Consider the following 17,656-nt stretch of genomic DNA (forward strand, 5'->3'; position numbering starts at 1 on the left):
TCCATATGATTCTTTCTAATGAGTGGTTTGATTGCTTTTCATTATAGGTCATATGGGGCTTTTTTCATACTCAAAAAGGCTCCATAATCTCCGAGGTGGATTTACCCACTACAGAAATTATAGAGCCGGTTTTTTTAACGGATCAATCTAATCCTTGTATCACCTCTTGCAGCTTGTCAATGACGTCGCCAAGTGTCTTAAAGGCCGTGTTCTGAAATCTTCTCTTACGCGTTTTAGCCCAAACTTACTCATTCCGATTCATCTCGGGTGAGTTAAGTTATTTTTTGATTTTTATTAAGTGTTTTAGAAATGTAAGAGAAATGGAAGATTGCCGAAGATACAAGTCATTGCTGCTTGAGAGTTAGCCACAGAGTTTTTGTGATTAAGGCCTGCTATTAGGGGAAAGCGGTTGAGGAGAGGTCTAAAGCTCTGTTATTCTTTGACGGCACCTTGATAGCCGTGAAATCTGGTAACCACATCCTCCAATCTCAAAAACAATGTTTTGAGTGACTTCATAGAGTCTAGGACCTTCAAAGGCGGCTAAGAAGTAACTGTTGTGACTGAATAAGTCGGTAAATATTTTTTTGAAAAATGTCCATTGAAATTCCCTTGAAAAAGGCGTATAATAGATGATTGTACGTAAGACTTCTAATTATATGTAAATGAGAAAAGGGGGAAGGATGACACTTTTGAGGAAATTAGGGTGGTTTTTTAAGTTAGAAAAGCGCCGTTACTTGATTGGCATCTTATCCTTGAGCCTTGTAGCGGTCTTTAATTTACTTCCGCCTCGGGTGATAGGGAATATCGTGGATCGTATCACGCAGAAAGATTTGACGTCAGGGCAGTTGTGGAGCAATATTTTCGGCTTAATCATGTCTGGATTGATCATGTATGGCTTGCGTTATATTTGGCGGCTCTATATTTTTGGGACAGCCAATCGTTTAGCACGTATCTTGCGTCTGCGCTTATTTGAGCAATTTACTAACATGTCTCCCTCCTTTTACCAAAAGTATCGGACGGGAGATTTAATGGCTCATGCGACAAATGATATCAATGCGGTCACCAATACTGCTGGTGGTGGTGTCATGTCAGCGGTTGATGCATCGATTACAGCCTTAGTGACCTTAATGACCATGATTTTGGGTATTGACTGGCGCTTGACTGCCATTGCTATTTTGCCTCTTCCTTTAATGGCGTTTGCGACTAGTCGATTGGGACGGAAAAATCATGCCAGCTTCAAAGCAGCCCAAGAAGCTTTCTCCGATTTAAATAATAAGGTTCAAGAATCAGTGTCTGGGGTTAAAGTGACCAAGTCATTTGGTTATCAAAATGAGGAGACAAATAGCTTTGCGAAGATTAACCAAACGGTTTACGAGAAAAATATTCTCTCTGCTCGTTACAACTCTCTCTTTAGCCCCTTTGTCCTCTTCTTTGTTGGCATTTCATATCTGCTTACTTTGATTGTGGGATCGGTGTTAATTCGCCAAGGGGATTTGACTATCGGAGAATTAGTGACCTTTATTACCTATTTGGATATGCTGGTTTGGCCCTTGATGGCCATGGGCTTCCTGTTCAATGTTATTCAAAGGGGGACTGTCTCCTATGAGCGGATCGAGTCTCTCCTGTCTCAAGAAAGCGATATTCATGATAGTCAACAGTCTGTAGCGCAGATTGAAAACGGTCCATTAACTTATGCGATTGAGGCTTTTGCTTATGAGGAGTTGACAACGCTTAGGGATGTCCAGTTTAGTCTAGAGAAAGGACAAACTTTGGGAATCGTTGGTGTTACGGGATCTGGAAAAACAACCTTGATCAAACTGCTTTTGAGGGAACGTGATGTTCAAGATGGCGCGATTTTCCTCAATGGTCATGATATCCGTGATTATAGTCTCAGGGATTTACGGAGTTTGATTGGGTATGTGCCTCAGGATCAAATGCTTTTTGCGATGAGTATTCGGGACAATATCAGGTTTGCTGATCCGAACTTATCGGAAGACCAGGTTGAGCGAGTGACAAAGCTCTGTGGCGTTTATGAGGATATTCAGGATATGCCAGAGGGCTTTGACACAGTGATTGGCGAACGTGGTGTGTCTTTATCGGGTGGTCAAAAGCAACGTCTAGCAATGAGTCGGGCCTTGATCATGAACCCAGACATTTTGATTTTAGACGATTCGCTGTCAGCTGTCGATGCTAAAACAGAACATTTGATTTTAGAAAATTTGAAAGCTGAGCGTGCAGATAAAACAACTATTATTACAGCTCATCGTTTATCTGCTGTGGTTCATGCAGACGTGATTATTGTGATGGAAAATGGGACAATCAAAGAACGTGGGAACCATGAAAGTTTGATGGCTCAGCAAGGTTGGTATTATGAAACCTACCAGTCGCAACAAATTGCCCAGAGTTTGGAAGGAGGTGCTGATGAAAACTAATCAAAAACCCAAAGGTGTCTTGACTCGTCTGCTCACTTATGCGATTACCTACAAGTGGGGGTTAATGTCGGGCTTATTCTTTGTTGTTTTGGCGACAGCAGTAGCAACAGCAGATACCCTCTTGATCCGTTACTATATTGATCATCATATTCACGATGGGTTTACGAGTATTGCCATTGTAGTCTTGATTGCTAAGTTTGGCCTGGTTCTGATTCGAGCGATTAGCTCTTACCTGGGCGAATACCTCTTTGCCAAGGTAGCCTATGCAACGGTGCGTGACCTGCGTCAAGAAGCCTTTAGCAATGTCCAACGCCAGGGAATGGCTTATTTTGACCAGACCCCAGCCGGTGCCATCGTGTCACGTTTGACCAATGACACACAAGCAGTGGCGGATATGTTCGCAACCGTCTTTTCGAGCTTTTTGAAATCTGGCTTTATCTTTGTCGCAACTTTGGCAGCGATGTTTAGCCTGTCTTGGCAATTAACTTGCTTTATGCTTCTCTTTCTTCCAGTTATTTGGGGATCAGTAGCCCTCTATCGCCATTACTCAGAAGAGTTAGTGACCATGACACGGCAAAAATTATCCGAAATCAATGTGAAGCTGTCTGAATCAATTGAAGGCATGCGAATTATCCAAGCTTTTCGTCAGGAAAGTCGCTTGATTAAGGAATTTGAGGAGATCAATGAAGAACATATGGCCTACGCCAATCGTTCAATCAATCTCAACTCTCTCTTTCTAAGACCAGCTATGTCGCTTTTGAAAATCTTGGCTTATGCGCTTATTTTAACTTATTTTGGCCTCAAGTGGGAAACTTCGGCCTTCTCAGCCGGTTTGATTTATGCCTTTATCCAGTATGTATCTCAGCTCTTTGATCCGTTGATTGAGGTGACTCAGAACTATGCTACCTTGCAGACTTCTGTGATTTCAGCACGGCGCGTGTTTGAAATGATTGATTTAGAGCAGTTTGAACCGAGCCAAGCTAATCAGTCCTTGCAAATTCAGCGTGGGGATATTGTCTTTGATCATGTGAGTTTTTCATACGACGGTAAGAAGGATGTTTTAAAGGATATTTCCTTTGAGGTCAAAGAGGGAGAGACCATTGCCTTCGTTGGGTCAACAGGATCTGGCAAGTCTTCCATCATCAATCTTTTCATGCGCTTTTATGATTTTGATCGAGGAGAGATAAGGATAGATGGAAAAAACATCAAACACTATAGCGAAGAAGAATTGAGGCAACAGACAGGGCTAGTTTTGCAAGATCCTTTCTTGTATCACGGGACCATTGCCTCCAATATCCGGATGTATCAGGATATTCAAGATAGTGAGGTCGAAAACGCAGCGCGTTTTGTTGATGCCCATGACTTCATCAGCCAGTTGCCACTCGGCTATGAAAATCCCGTCACCGAGCGTGGAACGACTTACTCATCTGGTCAGCGTCAGCTGATTGCCTTTGCAAGGACTATGGCAACCCAGCCTAAGATCCTCATTTTGGATGAGGCAACAGCTAATATTGATTCTGAGACAGAGGAGATTATTCAAAGTTCGCTACGTAAGATGCGTCTTGGGCGGACAACTATTGCCATTGCCCATCGTCTATCTACCATTCAAGATGCGAATTGCATCTATGTCTTAGACAAGGGACGGATTATTGAACGTGGAACACACGAAGAATTGCTGGCTAAGCAAGGGACCTATTATAAGATGTATCAATTGCAGGCTGGTATGATAACACATTAAAACACTGGAACGAAGAAGTTCCAGCTAGATGCTGAAAATTTGATTCAGTTTGGATCAGGTTTTCAGCATTTTCTTTTGAGTTAGCTTGTGTTTTTGAGAGAAGGATTCGGTTGAAGGCTTAATCTGCAAAATCTTTAGCGTTCAGGGGTGACGGGGTCATGGATTCTAGCAAAGTAAGAAAATGGTGAAGTTCCTTCTTATCTTTAAGACGGATAACATCCAGATTAGCTCTGTGAGATAACTGGTTAGCAACGAGGCGATCCATCCCCTCTAATTGCTTGGTAAAAGGCTTGGTTAAGAGTGTTTGAGGAAGTTTTACGATCACCTGTTGGTTAAGCAGTTGATAGGGAAGCTGGAAATGATTAGCATTCAGGATTTTCTGATTTTGTGCTTGATTGGCTAAAAATTGCCGTTTAAGGCTAGCTACATTTTTGGAGAACATGCCGTTCTTAATGTAAAGTGCTAGTGCCTTTTGCAAAATAAGGTTTGTGTCGTAGTCCATGACCTGCTTGTGTGCTAGGAAATCCTTGAGCAGCAGTGGTGGTAGGACAACAGTGGCTAAGCGTAGACCTGGAAAAATAGCTGCTGAAAAAGATTTGATATAGATCACATGCTGGCTAGTGTCAAAATAATGTAACGGTGCCTGGTGCTTGCTGTCAAAATCAACTAAATAATCATCCTCTATCAGATAGACATCATAGCGCTGCGCTAAGGAAACAATGGCTTTTTTCTCTGATGAGGAGTAGGAGTGCCCCAAGGGATTATGCAGACGTGGCATGGTGTAAAACCATTTGATATTACCGGATTGAAAGAGCTGTTCGAGTTTTTTCAGATTTATTCCTTCCCAATCGCGTTTGATGGTTTGATAAGGGAGCTTGAGATGCTTGACCAATTCAATCATCCGAGGATAGGTGGGTTCTTCCAACAAGATTTCAGCTCTGCCATTTGGGAAAGTCATCTGACTGAGAATGTAGAGTGCTTGTTGGGTTCCAGTCGTTATAACGAGTTGGTCTATTTTGCTGTAGACATCAGAAGCTATTAACAGTTTTTGGACTTCATGAAGGAGTTCTTCTAGTCCCTCTTGCTGATGGTAATAGTTAAACAAGTAACTTTCTCGTCCAATTAGGCTTTCGTTTAGACAGAGCTTAAAATCCTCGTAGGCGAGATTAGCAATGTCGGATTCTGGAAGCGGAAGCTCGATCTTTTTTTCAGGTGTTTCCAGCACGTAGTAGCCTGATTTTGCGATAGGGTATATGAGATGAAGATGGCGCAATTCCATCAGTGCTTTTTGAACCGTGTCTGTATTGCAGGCGTATTGCTTACTGAGTTGTCGAATGGAAGGCAGTTTGTCGCTGGTCGCTAATTGTCCGCTGGCAATCTGATCTCTGATATCTTCAACAATCTGTTTATATTTACTGGTCATTAAGTGTCCCTCTACAGATTTTCTTTATTTTAGCTTAAATATCTCACATTAGCAAGAAAAATGAAATTGTGCAACTTTTCTCAGTTTAGCAATAAGCCTTGATAAAGCATAAGGAAAGTGGTAAAATGAAGACAAATAAAAGATGAACAAGCGGTGATAAATGATCATGCAGCCGGGTCTTCGAGTCTGAAGACAGCAGAATATAGCACGGAGTGCGTACCTGTGAGACAGTAGAAAACTGTCTGTAGGTGCGCACTTTTTGGTTACCGCTTGAAAGGAGGCAATATGCAACACTATTTCAAAAAGAACCGTCAAGCTCAGTTTTTGATGTTAGGAACACTTTTCCTAATTGTAGGATTAGTCGTTCAGAAGATGGCTGAGGCAGTAGCATTGATTTTCTTATGCTTGTCTCTCTTTTTCTTGAGCTATTTTGCAACCCTGAAGGCTTGTCAATTGACCCTGAGCGAAAAGAAACTCAATGTGGACTTACTCATGATTTTATCGGCTCTAGGTGCGGTGGTCATTGGAGAAATGGTAGAAGCAGCTCTCTTGCTTCTAATCTTTTCAAGTGCGGAAGTTTTGGAAAATTATGTGACAGCGAAATCTACTGATAATCTGACACAACTCTTAACCCTAGTGCCAATAACGGCCAAACGCTTTAGAGAAGATGGACAACTGGAAGAAGTTCCTACCAGCCAGATTGCGATTGGAGAGCGCATTTTAGTTGCTAAGGGAGAGCAGTTCTCTTTAGATGGGCGTTGCCTGCAAGAGACTAGCGTTAGTGAGACGGCTTTGACAGGGGAAGCTATTCCTGTTGATAAAGCCGTCGGAGATGAAGTCTTTGCAGGAACCATCAATTTAGGGCATCCTGTCCAAATTCAGGTCACAAAGACCAGTGACCAGACAGTCTTTTCGAAAATTATCCAACTAGTGGAAGAAGCTAAAGACCAACCGTCTTCTTTGGAAACAGGTGTGGAGCGCTTTGAAATTTACTTTGTGCCAGCTGTTTTACTGAGTGTCCCTCTTTTTATTGCCGGGCTGATTGGAATCCAGGGCTTGGCCTTGCAGGAAGCTTTCTATCGCGGCATGATTTTACTGACAGTGGCTAGTCCCTGTGCTTTGGTGGCATCTGTTACACCAGCTAGCTTGAGCGCCATTAGCCATGCTGCGCGGTTAGGGGTTCTGGTCAAAGGAGGGAGGGTCATGAGCCTGTTAGCTGACTTAGAGGTGATCTTTACAGATAAGACAGGCACATTGACGCAGGGCCATTTTGAGGTCATCGACTATCAGATCCCTTCAGACGTATTGCCGCTTGTTTGGGGAATGGCGAGCCAATCTCAACACCCTATTTCCCAAGCGATTGCCAAACAACTAGATCAAGACGGTGTGTTTCTTAGTAGCCCCTTAAAGGGTGTTGAAGAATTAGCTGGCCAAGGACTACGTTACAATAACTTGAGCTTGGTCAAGGCGAGTTTGCTCGAAGATTTGGCAGATCCAAAGCAGTATCTCAAGAAAGCAGCTGAAAAAACAACTAGTGTTTTCTTAGCCAATCAACATCAGGTTCTGGGTTATTTTTCCTTAGCGGATCAGTTGCGTCCTGAAGCGATTAGTGCTGTGAGAGGTTTTCAACAAGAAGGGATTGAATTGCAGATGCTTACAGGTGATCAGGACAAGGTTGCAGCAACTGTTGCTAAGGATTTAGGGATCAAGCATTATCGCTCAAATTGCCTCCCCCAAGACAAGGTCACCCAGGTTCGAAATGCTAGTCAGACACAAGTCGTAGCTATGATTGGTGATGGAATCAATGATGCGCCAGCCCTCGCACATGCGACAATTGGAGTGGCGATGGGGTCGGGTGCACCAGTAGCCATGGAAACTGCGGATATGGTTATGGTAAAAAACCATCTGGGGAAATTGTTAGAGGTTTACCGAATCAGTCGAAGACTACAGCAGATTATTACCCAAAATATTATTTTTGCGGTAGGCGTAATGGTCGTCTTAGTCAGTTTAAATCTCATGGGACTGTTAGATCTGACACAGGGAGTCCTTTTTCACGAGTGTTCAACGATTTTAGTGGTTCTAAACGGCCTACGTCTCTTAGCGCATCCGTCAGGACAGACGGTTGAAATTTTGGTAAAATAAGACTATGAAAATTTTACTTCCAACAGCTAAAGAAATGAATCTCAAAGCAATTAGCAATAGACCAGCCGATAGGTCACAAGAAACTCAGAAAATTGTGCAGGAGCTAGCGCAAATTAGTGCTGCTGATTTGGCTAAGCATTACAAGATTAAGTTAGAGCCAGCCCAGAAGGAAGCTGAGCGCTGGCAGGCTCTGTTAAAGGAAGAAGCGGTAACATATCCTGCTTGGAATCTCTTTGATGGGCTCATGTATCGGCAAATGACACGTGATAAACTGACTGAAGCTCAGGAGCGCTACCTCAAGGAGCATGTCTTCATCACTTCAGCGCTTTACGGTGTTATCAATGTTTTTGATGCTATTGCCCCGCATCGCCTCGATTTTTTGATGGGGTTTAAGGTTAATGATTCTAGCCTAAAAGCTTTTTGGCGTAAGCATTTTGACCGAGCTGTTCAAGAGGATGAGCTGATTATCTCACTCTTGTCTAGCGAGTTTGAAACGGTCTTTTCACGGTCAATCCAGGATCGGATGGTCCGTCTAAAATTTGTCGAAGAAACAGATGGTCAACATAAAACCCATTCTACTATTTCTAAAAAAGGAAGAGGACAGTGCCTCAACGCTCTTGTCAAAGCAGAAATTCAAGATATAGAAGCCTTAAAAGAGCTATGTTTTGAAGGCTTTGAGTATTGCGAAAGTCTCTCGAGTGAACGAGACATAACCTTTGTTAAGATGATGGATGAATAGAAATAAGTCGGAACTGGAACTGGCAGAAAGGTTTTCCATGTAACTCATTTTACAATGGAAAATCTTTTCTTGTTTCTCTCAAGTCGTTTTTCTATCTCAGACTTGACAGAATGCAGGAATTTCAGTATGCTAAGAGTGTGTATTCCTCCCCTTAGTTAAGTGGATATAACAAGTTCCTCCTAAGAATTAGTCGCTGGTTCGATTCCGGCAGGGGAGATTGATATTGCAACAAACCTTGGAAAAGGTTTGTTATTTTTTAAATAAGGTTAGAATTTTCAAATAGCCACTTCATCTTGAGGGAGACGTACTGGTATGGTTCGATTTCTATTGCTATGAAATGTCACTCAACCTGCTAAAGCGTCGTAGTTTTTTCGGCGTGTGCAAATCATTGGATTGAATGACTTAAAAACACGCTACCTTGTTTGATATCCAAAAGGAGTTGTGTTGTTTCGAATGGTTATAGCACAGGTCCGAAGAACATCTCGTAAACGTTGATTTTAAAGGCTTTTCAAGGGGGCTTTTTTCTTCTCTCAGAAATATACTACCCTTTTTACTACCTCTATTTTTACGCGTTCTAAACTTGAGGAATAGAGGTTAGCAGTAGTGTTTAACCGTTCTCTTGACAAAAGCATAGGCGGGCTTAGTCATCGCAAAAATGGAATGACTTAAGCGGACCTGAATTTTTTGGCGTTACTCTCACAATGCAAGCAAAAGGCTGGCGCGAGTTTAACGAAATAGAAGGAAACTAGGCGGTCTCCTTTGAGAGATGTAAGTCTATCTAGTCTATCGCACGGCTCAAATAAACTAATAAGATTGACGATATTTCCTTTGATGTGTGCAACGTCATCACCAAGACAGCCTGCTTCCATAGAATCACCATAAACCTAAACCGCTAAATGATAGGATGCGTGTTTGTTATCACTAGGTAAAAGAACTTGCTACGTTGCGTAGCCGAGAGTTTCTCATAGTAGGATGAAAATAGAAGACAATTTTACTATTCTCATTGCTCTACTAAATTTTGACCGCCATTGCCCAAATAAAAAAGATAAGAGTTGAAAATGACTCTTATCTTAAGGAGTGAAAATGAAAGCAGTTTACCAGCTGGCTTTTTTGACACCAGGTAATTGCCCTTTATGGGCCAATTCACGGAAATTAATCCGGCTGACACCAAATTGACGCATGTAAGCATGTGGCCGACCATCAATCCGATCGCGATTTTTTAATCGAATGGGATTGGAGTCTCTAGGAAGTTTACGCAGGGCTTCATAATCCCCTTTTTCCTTGAGCTCGCGTCTCAAATCTGCATACTGTTCGATGAGGCGTAATTGCCTTTGGTATCTTGCTATTTTAGATTTCTTTGCCATGAAGTCTCCTTGTCTAAAAAAACTTAACTAGTTAACTATAGAGATTATAACATATCTTGAAAGAATTGCAAGCAAAAAGTGAATCTCGTTATATAATCAGATTTCCCTTTTAAAAAGTTGTGATAGAGATTCGACCGTAAATGCTAAAAAAGACAAGCTAGCTCAATGGACTTGTCTTTTGTCTGAGATTAGCGACTCATTCAGATGGAATTTGTAGTTTCAGAATGAGAAGGAGTGTACTCAGATAACTTTAACAGGGGCTAAAGGTCTTTGGCTCTTAATTGTTGAGCTTGGTAGTCACGCGAATGACGCATGATATCACTGAAAGTCTTGATGATAGTCTCTCGGTAGTCATCTTGCTGGACTAATTGTTCGACCTTATCAAGAACAGCTAGCTCTCTTTCTTGATCTAAAATCGGTAACCGTTCTTGTTGTTTATAGGCAATGACTTGCCGCACAAAAGTCATTCGTTGTTCTAGTAGCGAGACTAAGTCGCGGTCGATTTGGTCAATGTTTTTTCTAACGTCGTCTAAATGGTTTGTCATATCAAGTCCTCCTCGGATACTCTCCATTCTAGCATAAAATATGCTATTGCACCAGTTTGACCTGTTGGACAGAAGGTTTAGGGATAAAGAAAAGGACTGAAAACCCAAGAGACGGGTATAGGATAGGCTACTCTGCTATAAATAATACCACCAAAGAGATCAAAGAAGAGGCGGGGCTAAATAGGGGAGGCTACCGTTTAGTGGTACGCTGGACAAGCACAGGTACTAACCATCTATTCAGCCCAGCATGTAACCAAGCTCTTATTTCTTGATGAGTACAGGGGGTGTCAATAGCGAGACCTTGATCTTAGCCAGTGGTTATTTTGACTTAGATAGTCTACCAGAACTAAGACAACCGCAAAGCAACAAGTTCCGGAAAAAAGAAATCCAGTCAGGAGTGAACTTAACTTTCCTATTACCTCCAGTACAGAAATCGGAGATAGTTTCAAGACGCCGAAATTAGCCGAGATCGGGAATAGCTGTAACTTTAAAAATCTCAATCAACCCCAAGACATCCTAGGATTAGCCCCTGTTATTTGCAGAGCGGGGCAAATAGATCCTATCGAATATATGGTAAATTAGATTGGTATTTGAAAACAACTAGACAGCTACTAGTTGCGGACCTTTTAGACAATTATGAAACTTTTTCTAGCAAAACAGATGTTCAAGTATCAGAAACAACAGATGCCATTACCGGAGCTTCTGAAAGTTAAGAAATCGGGAAGTAGTCTTGTGCTTGCAGTTTTAGTGTAATGGTTAAATATTGATTTGAATTGACTTTTTAACATTATACTGGATTAACATTATGATTCACAATTTATTTTTGGATGAAGTATTTGGTCTATGTGGGACAAAAATGAGTATTTTCTAAGGAAATAAATAATATCTACTAGAAAAGAGCTGTTGAACGGCTCTTTTAGTGATTGTTATAGTCAAGTTGTGATATACTAAGATTATGCAAAAAAAACCGACTTCTGCCTATATTCACATTCCATTTTGTACCCAGATTTGTTACTATTGTGACTTTTCCAAGGTCTTTATCAAAAACCAACCGGTCGATGAGTATCTGGAAGCCCTCATCTCCGAAGTGAAATGGTATGATTTACCCGCTCTTCGGACACTCTACATTGGGGGAGGAACACCATCTGCTTTATCGGCAGAACAACTGGATTATCTGTTGACAAATTTGGAGAAAGAACTTGATTTATCTCAATTGGAAGAATTTACGATAGAAGCCAATCCGGGAGATTTGACGGAAGACAAGATTGCGGTACTTCAAAAATCAAAGTGCAATCGTGTGTCATTAGGTGTTCAGACTTTTGATAATAAAATGCTTAAACGAATTGGCCGTAGCCATAACGAGAGCCAAATTTATGAAACGATTGCTGCCTTAAAGGCTGCTGGTTTTTACAATATTTCCATTGATTTGATTTATGCCTTGCCAGGACAAACCATGGAGCAAGTAGTGGACAATGTCGCCAAGGCTCTGGCACTTGATATTCCTCATATGAGCCTTTATAGTCTGATTTTAGAGAATCACACCGTTTTCATGAATCGTCAGCGTCGGGGGCGCTTGCATTTGCCCAATGAAGATGTCGAATCGGAAATGTTTGAATATATTTTACAAGAGTTGGAACAAAATGGCTTTGAGCATTATGAAATCTCCAATTTTACCAAACCTGGATTTGAAAGCCGACACAATCTCATGTATTGGGACAATAGTGAATATTACGGCTTGGGGGCAGGGGCTTCTGGCTACCTCAACGGGATGCGTTACCGCAACCGTGGTCCAATTCAGCACTACCTCAAATCGATTCGTGAGAAGCAACATGCTCGTTTGCATGAAGAAATTCTGACACCAAAAGAACAGATGGAAGAAGAGATGTTCTTGGGATTGCGAAAGAAAGCTGGGATCTCGATACAGCGGTTTGATGAGAAATTTGGTGTTTCGTTTGAAAAACGCTATGGAGAGATTGTTGCTGACTTGATCAAAGAAGGTTTACTCCAACAAGAGGGGGATACCATTCGCATGACCAAACGTGGTTTGTTTTTAGGAGATACCGTTGCCGAACGCTTTATCATAGACGAGGAAGAATAAGATGGGATTGCAATACAAAGAAAATTTTACCGTACCTTTTGCCATGACAGATGTCAAACAAGAGATTATCTTGTCACAGTTTATTTCCTATTGCTTGGGGGTTTCTGGTCGACAATCGGAGGCCATTGGTCGAAGTGACTTAGATGTTTTTAAACAATATGGCTTGGTTTGGGTGGTGACGGACTACGATATGACCATTAACCGCCTGCCACGGTACAATGATACGATTTGTATTGTGACAGAAGCGGTGTCCTATAATAAATTTTTCTGCTATCGGAAATTTTATATTTACGATGACAAGGGTGAATTATTGATGGATCTCTTGTGCTATTTTGTTTTGATTGATTTTCAAACGCGGCAGTTAAGCCCTGTTCCAGATGATTTGATTGCTCCATATCAGTCTGAAAAAGTGAAAAAGATGCAGCGGGCACCACGCTACCAAACCTTGGAAGATCCTGACAGCAAGGATTACCGGATTCGTTATTTTGACATTGATATGAATGGACATGTCAACAACAGCAAGTATTTAGAGTGGATGTATGATGCTCTGGATTACACCTTTTTATTGGAACATAGACCCAGCCATCTTCAGTTAAAATATGTCAAGGAAGTCTCGCCAGGTGGTATGATCACGTCAAGTGTTAAGCAAGATGGGCTAAGGAGTCAACATGAAATCTGGTCAGATGGGCAAATCCATGCCCAAGCCATCTTGACTTGGGAGAAACGTGATGCATAAGGATGATAAGTGGTTGGAATGGGCAACGCGTTTGCAGTCGCTCGCGCAAAACGGTCTGGCTTATACAACTAATGCTTTTGACAAGGAACGGTTTGAGGAAATCCGTCAGATAGCAGCCGAGATGCTGGTGGAACCGTCAGGTCAACCTTTGGAAGTGGTGACAGATCTTTTTGCCAGCGAGACAGGCTACCAGACCCCCAAGCTTGATACCCGCGCAGCTATTTTCCAAGAGGGGAAAATCTTGCTGGTGCAGGAATCAGATGGGCTATGGAGCTTGCCGGGAGGCTGGTGCGATGTGAATCGGTCGCCCATGGACAACACGGTCAAGGAAGCCAAGGAAGAGGCGGGGCTAGATGTGGTAGCCTACCGATTGGTCGCAGTGCTTGACAAGCACAAGCACCAACCCAGCCGATCAGCTCATCATGTCACCAAGCTCTTTTTCCTCTGCCGAGTATTGGGAGGAGCTTTTGAGCCGAACAGCGAGACCCTAGCCAGCGGCTACTTTGCCCTAGATGACCTGCCAAATCTGTCGGTCAATAAGACCACAGCAGCGCAGATCGCCCTCTGTTATGAAGCTTATCAAGCGGAACACTGGGAAACAGTGTTTGATTGAGGAGGATTGTATGCCAAAAACGGAAAATGTTGTATTGACTAACATGTGCATGGTGACAGATGGTACCAAGGTCTTGGTGCAAAACCGTAAAGACCCTGATTGGCCTGGTCTTGTCTTTCCAGGTGGAAAAATCGAGCCTAATGAGCCTTTTGTGTCGTCCGCTATCCGTGAAGTCTTTGAAGAAACGGGATTGACGGTTTCGGATTTGCAACTTTGTGGGATCAAGCAGTTTACCCATAACGAGGGGCTGTATCGCTATATTGTCTTTCTTTACAAGACCAGTACCTTTTCAGGCGACTTGTGCTCGTCTGATGAGGGAGAGGTTTTCTGGCTAGAGCGTTCAGAGCTGATGCAGCATTCGCTGGCAGATGGTTTTGCAGAGATGTTACCGATTTTTGAGGATGACCAGCTGTCGGAGCTTTATTTTGACTATAAAAATCATCAATGGGCTAGTCAGCACTTATAAGGAGAAGCAGATGACCTACAAAGGCTATTTAATTGATTTGGATGGAACGATTTACCGAGGGAAGGAACGCATTCCTGCTGGTGAGGCTTTTGTCCGCCAGTTGCAGGAGCGAGAGATTCCTCATCTCTTTGTGACCAACAACACCACTCGAACACCTGAGACTGTACAGGCGCTACTGCGCGACCAGTGTGAGCTGGAGGTAGATGTGGCACAAATCTACACGGCAAGCCTAGCAACAGTGGACTACATGAATGAACTAGGTAAGGCTAAGACAGTCTATGTTATTGGTGAAGAAGGATTGAAATCGGCAGTTGCTGAAGCAGGCTATGTTGAAAATACAGAAAACCCAGCCTATGTAGTAGTTGGACTAGACTGGCAAGTGACCTATGAGAAGCTGGTGACGGCGACCTTAGCCATTCAAAAGGGTGCGACCTTTATCGGAACTAATCCTGACCTCAATATTCCCACAGAAAGAGGATTGTTGCCCGGTGCGGGTTCTCTTATAGCGCTTTTAGAAGCAGCGACACGTGTAGAGCCGATTATTATAGGAAAGCCCCAGGCCATCATTATGGACAAGGCGTTAGAACGTTTAGGAATTGATAAATCAGAAGCTCTTGTGGTTGGAGATAATTACCTGACCGATATTCGGGCAGGTCTTGACAATGGGATTGATAGCTTATTGGTTCTGACAGGATTTACAAACAGGGAAGATCTTGCGCATTTGACACCGAAACCGACCCATATTAGAGAGAGTTTAGCGGAGTGGTCTCTTGATGAAAATTAGAGTAAGTTTCTTTGCCGGTTTAGTGTTTCTCCTTGGCTTGTCGATCCTTTTGACCATTTATGTGGCTTGGCTGATTTATCCATTAGAGATCCAGTGGTTGGGGCTGACGGAGCTTGTTTCTCTATCAGCGCAGACCATCGTCAAAAACTTTTCGATTTTGATGACATATCTGACCAATCCGTTCAACTGGACCTTGAGGATGCCGGACTTTGCATCCTCTGCGGATGGCTTATACCACTTTGAAGCTGTGAAAAAACTTTTTCATTTAGCACAAGGAGTGACTTTGGTAGCCCTAGTTATCTCAATTCCTTTTTTAAAGGTGATTAAGAAGAACTGTTCAGGAAGAGCTTTTGCCAAAGGTTTTTTAGTTATGGCTCTGGCCCCAATTTTTTTGGCTATTTTTGCTAGCGGGATTGGTTTTTCGCGCTTTTTCGTGCTTTTTCACCAGGTGCTTTTCCCTGGTGATACGACCTGGCTCTTTCACCCAGACTTAGATCCCGTGATCAAGATTTTACCTGAAACCTATTTCCTTCATTGCTTTATTTTGTTTTTTATCATTTACGAAGGGTTATTTCTGTTCACTTACCTGAAACTAAAAACATTCCGCTGATAGGTCATTAGCGGAATGTTTGATTGTGTAACTTTTAGTCCGTTTCGCTCTATAGGTGCGAAACAAATCGTTGAGCCGATCTCTGGACAGGTAACGGTTTTCCATCACTCCGTTGCAAGGGCTATTTGGCTCAGCATTAGCCCGTTTTTCTAGCCATGCAGTCGCTTTTTGGAAAAACGGTTTCGATTTGGCGAACGCGACTTTTTCAATCAATCCCTTGGTTGATGAATGATTTGGTCTAGCATCTAAAAGAATAGCTTTCGTTTCTACGAGTGAGTAAAGAGGGTTTAAAAGTGTTTGTATGTCCTAGAGAGGATTTTGTAGGATAAAGCAACCGTTCATTTGGGCAGCTCTGAAAGTTGGTGTCTATTTCTGATTCTGATAGCCTATAAGTGACTCTTCAAGCGATAAATGGTATTAGGTTGAGGGTCTGCCATGAAGAGATGTACCGATATGCGTGCAAAATACATTCAAAAAGAAATGCTTCGTCGTTTTTTTGCGACTACCAAGATGGCTAGCGTCAGGCGCATATCTAGTCCATATTGGTAGGTCAGGAAATGGTTGCTGTAAATTATCTAAGAAAAGTCACTATAGGCTTTGTCGCAAGCTTTTCCTAGAGAATTTTCCTCGTCTAAGAATTAGTTTTACCATAAGGCGCACTTTCTGGTTTAAACCGGTTTGATCGAGATAGAGACAAAAATACTTTAAAATTTTACAGACTTAATCTACCGAATGCGTCAAAAAAATGGTAGAATAGAAATGTCGGAGGTGGAAGCATGATAAAGATTTTTGGCAAGGTGCGTTATCATTGGCAACCGGATTTAGCTTGGTCCATTAGCTATTGGTCTTTAGTATTGATGCCTTTTTTGCTTTATCTGATTCTACTCTATGAACGGTCTAGGATTCCTATTGCAATGCTAGTGATTCTAGTCTTAGCTTTTGTTTTCGTTGTTTTAGGTCTGCAGCGCTATTTCGTCATTGAACCCGACGGTCATTTGAAGATTACTTCTGCTAATCCTCTGGAATCTTGTCGCATTGCTATTGCAAGTATCACTAAAATTGAGGTCACTTACAGTTCAATAACACTTTTTTCAGAAAAATACCCAACTGGTCGTGTTTTTTATATGCGTAAATGGCCTAAAAAATATTTTATCAACGCTTTAGCCTTGGTAGAAGATTTCCAAGGAGAGGTGGTCTTGACGGATCATTTGATCAAAATGGATTACTTTGAGGTATACTATAGCGAGAGAACTAAGCGTTCCTAGTCAATGACTAAGGCCTTGGTAGGACATTCTTTAACGGCGGTTAGGACAGCTTGATCGTCAGCAAACGTCTGAGATTGTTCGTCCGTTTCACTGAAACGCACGATGCCTTCGTCATCGTAATCAAAGACAGGTGAATAAGTTTGGCAGAGTCCACAAGCAATACAACGTTCAGGGATAATATTAACTTTCATAAGACTATTTTAATACGAGTTACGAGATATTACAAGGAGAAGAGATGGCAAGTAAAAAGCCTTGGGAGAGAAAATTATTTGATGGTGCAGGTAAACGTTCGAGCAGAAACCGCGCTAAGGATAGAACTGGTTTAATTTTTTCCATATTAGCGATAGCATTCGCTATTATTGTAACCTTCATCATTGGTTTTTCTATTTATCTATCAATCGGTGGGAGTAAGAGTGAACAGGCTAAGGAAGCCTTTTACCAAGCTGGAGCACCAGCCAGTGCACCAGCAGCAGAAGAAGCAACACCACCACCAGCAGAAGAGATCCCTGCTGAGTCAACTGAGCCTTCATCGTCCTCAACGGGTGCCACACTTGAAGTGTTGCCTGGTGAAGGTGCTGGTCAGATTGCAGCGCGTGCGGGCATTACCATTGAACGCCTATATGAATTGAATCCAGAGCATTTACAGACAGGTGCTTGGTATGCTAATCCAGGCGATATTGTGAGGATTGACTAGGAGAAAT

At 42.3% G+C, this 17,656-nt stretch carries 16 protein-coding genes, 1 tRNA gene and 1 riboswitch; of the genes, 13 read left to right on the forward strand and 4 right to left on the reverse strand.

The features are described 5' to 3' along the window. Positions 1-680 precede the first annotated feature (680 nt). Together HF992_RS08620 and HF992_RS08625 are read left to right on the forward strand one after the other, a co-directional pair. Positions 681-2,432 carry an ABC transporter ATP-binding protein gene (locus tag HF992_RS08620; RefSeq protein ID WP_168549633.1) on the forward strand — a complete coding sequence of 584 codons (1,752 nt, stop codon included), beginning with the start codon at positions 681-683 and terminating at the stop codon, positions 2,430-2,432. Next, positions 2,422-4,170: an ABC transporter ATP-binding protein gene (locus HF992_RS08625; protein WP_168549634.1), complete on the forward strand. Its 1,749-nt coding sequence runs from the start codon at positions 2,422-2,424 to the stop codon at positions 4,168-4,170. The genes HF992_RS08620 and HF992_RS08625 overlap by 11 nt, the downstream gene beginning before the upstream one ends. Positions 4,171-4,288: 118 nt before the next feature. Here the strand turns inward: HF992_RS08625 and HF992_RS08630 are convergent, their stop codons facing one another. Continuing rightward, a complete protein-coding gene (locus tag HF992_RS08630; RefSeq protein WP_168549635.1) occupies positions 4,289-5,593 on the reverse strand; it encodes an aminotransferase-like domain-containing protein in 1,305 nt (434 codons plus the stop codon). 132 nt (positions 5,594-5,725) lie between these two features. Beyond that, positions 5,726-5,826: riboswitch (NiCo riboswitch) on the forward strand. Between the two features lie 52 nt (positions 5,827-5,878). Between HF992_RS08630 and HF992_RS08635 the strand changes: the two genes are divergently transcribed. The 3 genes from HF992_RS08635 (at position 5,879) to HF992_RS08645 (ending at position 8,691) form a co-directional block, all read left to right on the forward strand. Further along, on the forward strand, positions 5,879-7,735 hold the full coding sequence (locus HF992_RS08635; protein ID WP_168549636.1) for a heavy metal translocating P-type ATPase: 1,857 nt from the start codon (positions 5,879-5,881) through the stop codon (positions 7,733-7,735). A gap of 4 nt (positions 7,736-7,739) precedes the next feature. Then, complete coding sequence (yaaA, locus tag HF992_RS08640; protein ID WP_168549637.1) at positions 7,740-8,474, forward strand: peroxide stress protein YaaA; 735 nt, start codon at positions 7,740-7,742, stop codon at positions 8,472-8,474. A 145-nt stretch (positions 8,475-8,619) separates the two neighbouring features. Then, positions 8,620-8,691 (forward strand) — tRNA-Arg (locus HF992_RS08645). 877 nt (positions 8,692-9,568) lie between these two features. On the opposite strand, the gene rpsN is transcribed toward HF992_RS08645, so the two are convergent. Both rpsN and HF992_RS08655 read right to left on the reverse strand, forming a co-directional pair. Beyond that, positions 9,569-9,838 (reverse strand): 30S ribosomal protein S14, encoded by a 270-nt coding sequence (gene rpsN, locus HF992_RS08650; protein ID WP_168549638.1) that lies wholly within the window; start codon positions 9,836-9,838, stop codon positions 9,569-9,571. A gap of 260 nt (positions 9,839-10,098) precedes the next feature. After that, complete coding sequence (locus HF992_RS08655; RefSeq protein WP_168549639.1) at positions 10,099-10,383, reverse strand: chorismate mutase; 285 nt, start codon at positions 10,381-10,383, stop codon at positions 10,099-10,101. A gap of 955 nt (positions 10,384-11,338) precedes the next feature. On the opposite strand from HF992_RS08655, the gene hemW reads away from it, so the two are divergent. The 7 genes from hemW (at position 11,339) to HF992_RS08690 (ending at position 16,955) form a co-directional block, all read left to right on the forward strand. Continuing rightward, positions 11,339-12,481: a radical SAM family heme chaperone HemW gene (gene hemW, locus HF992_RS08660; protein WP_168549640.1), complete on the forward strand. Its 1,143-nt coding sequence runs from the start codon at positions 11,339-11,341 to the stop codon at positions 12,479-12,481. Between the two features lies 1 nt (position 12,482). Then, entirely contained in the window at positions 12,483-13,217 is a 735-nt protein-coding gene (locus HF992_RS08665; protein ID WP_168549641.1) for an acyl-ACP thioesterase domain-containing protein, read from the forward strand. Next, positions 13,210-13,830, forward strand: a complete 621-nt coding sequence (locus HF992_RS08670) for an NUDIX hydrolase N-terminal domain-containing protein (protein WP_168549642.1) — start codon at positions 13,210-13,212, stop codon at positions 13,828-13,830. The genes HF992_RS08665 and HF992_RS08670 overlap by 8 nt, the downstream gene beginning before the upstream one ends. A 10-nt stretch (positions 13,831-13,840) precedes the next feature. Continuing rightward, entirely contained in the window at positions 13,841-14,296 is a 456-nt protein-coding gene (locus tag HF992_RS08675; RefSeq protein ID WP_168549643.1) for an 8-oxo-dGTP diphosphatase, read from the forward strand. A gap of 10 nt (positions 14,297-14,306) precedes the next feature. Further along, a complete protein-coding gene (locus tag HF992_RS08680) occupies positions 14,307-15,080 on the forward strand; it encodes a TIGR01457 family HAD-type hydrolase (RefSeq protein WP_168549644.1) in 774 nt (257 codons plus the stop codon). Then, positions 15,070-15,690: a TIGR01906 family membrane protein gene (locus HF992_RS08685; RefSeq protein ID WP_168549645.1), complete on the forward strand. Its 621-nt coding sequence runs from the start codon at positions 15,070-15,072 to the stop codon at positions 15,688-15,690. Before HF992_RS08680 ends, HF992_RS08685 begins: the two co-directional genes overlap by 11 nt. A gap of 776 nt (positions 15,691-16,466) precedes the next feature. Further along, the gene (locus tag HF992_RS08690) at positions 16,467-16,955 is read left to right on the forward strand and encodes an EbsA family protein (RefSeq protein WP_168549646.1); all 489 of its coding nucleotides are present in this window, start codon (positions 16,467-16,469) and stop codon (positions 16,953-16,955) included. On the opposite strand, the gene HF992_RS08695 is transcribed toward HF992_RS08690, so the two are convergent. Beyond that, positions 16,952-17,146, reverse strand: a complete 195-nt coding sequence (locus HF992_RS08695) for a ferredoxin (RefSeq protein ID WP_168549647.1) — start codon at positions 17,144-17,146, stop codon at positions 16,952-16,954. The genes HF992_RS08690 and HF992_RS08695 overlap by 4 nt on opposite strands. Positions 17,147-17,190: 44 nt before the next feature. Here HF992_RS08695 and HF992_RS08700 point away from each other — a divergent pair, with 44 nt between their 5' ends. Continuing rightward, the gene (locus tag HF992_RS08700; protein ID WP_168549648.1) at positions 17,191-17,649 is read left to right on the forward strand and encodes an SAG1386/EF1546 family surface-associated protein; all 459 of its coding nucleotides are present in this window, start codon (positions 17,191-17,193) and stop codon (positions 17,647-17,649) included. Positions 17,650-17,656: the final 7 nt, after the last annotated feature.

This window comes from Streptococcus ovuberis, from assembly GCF_012396585.1.
GTDB lineage: Bacteria > Bacillota > Bacilli > Lactobacillales > Streptococcaceae > Streptococcus > Streptococcus ovuberis.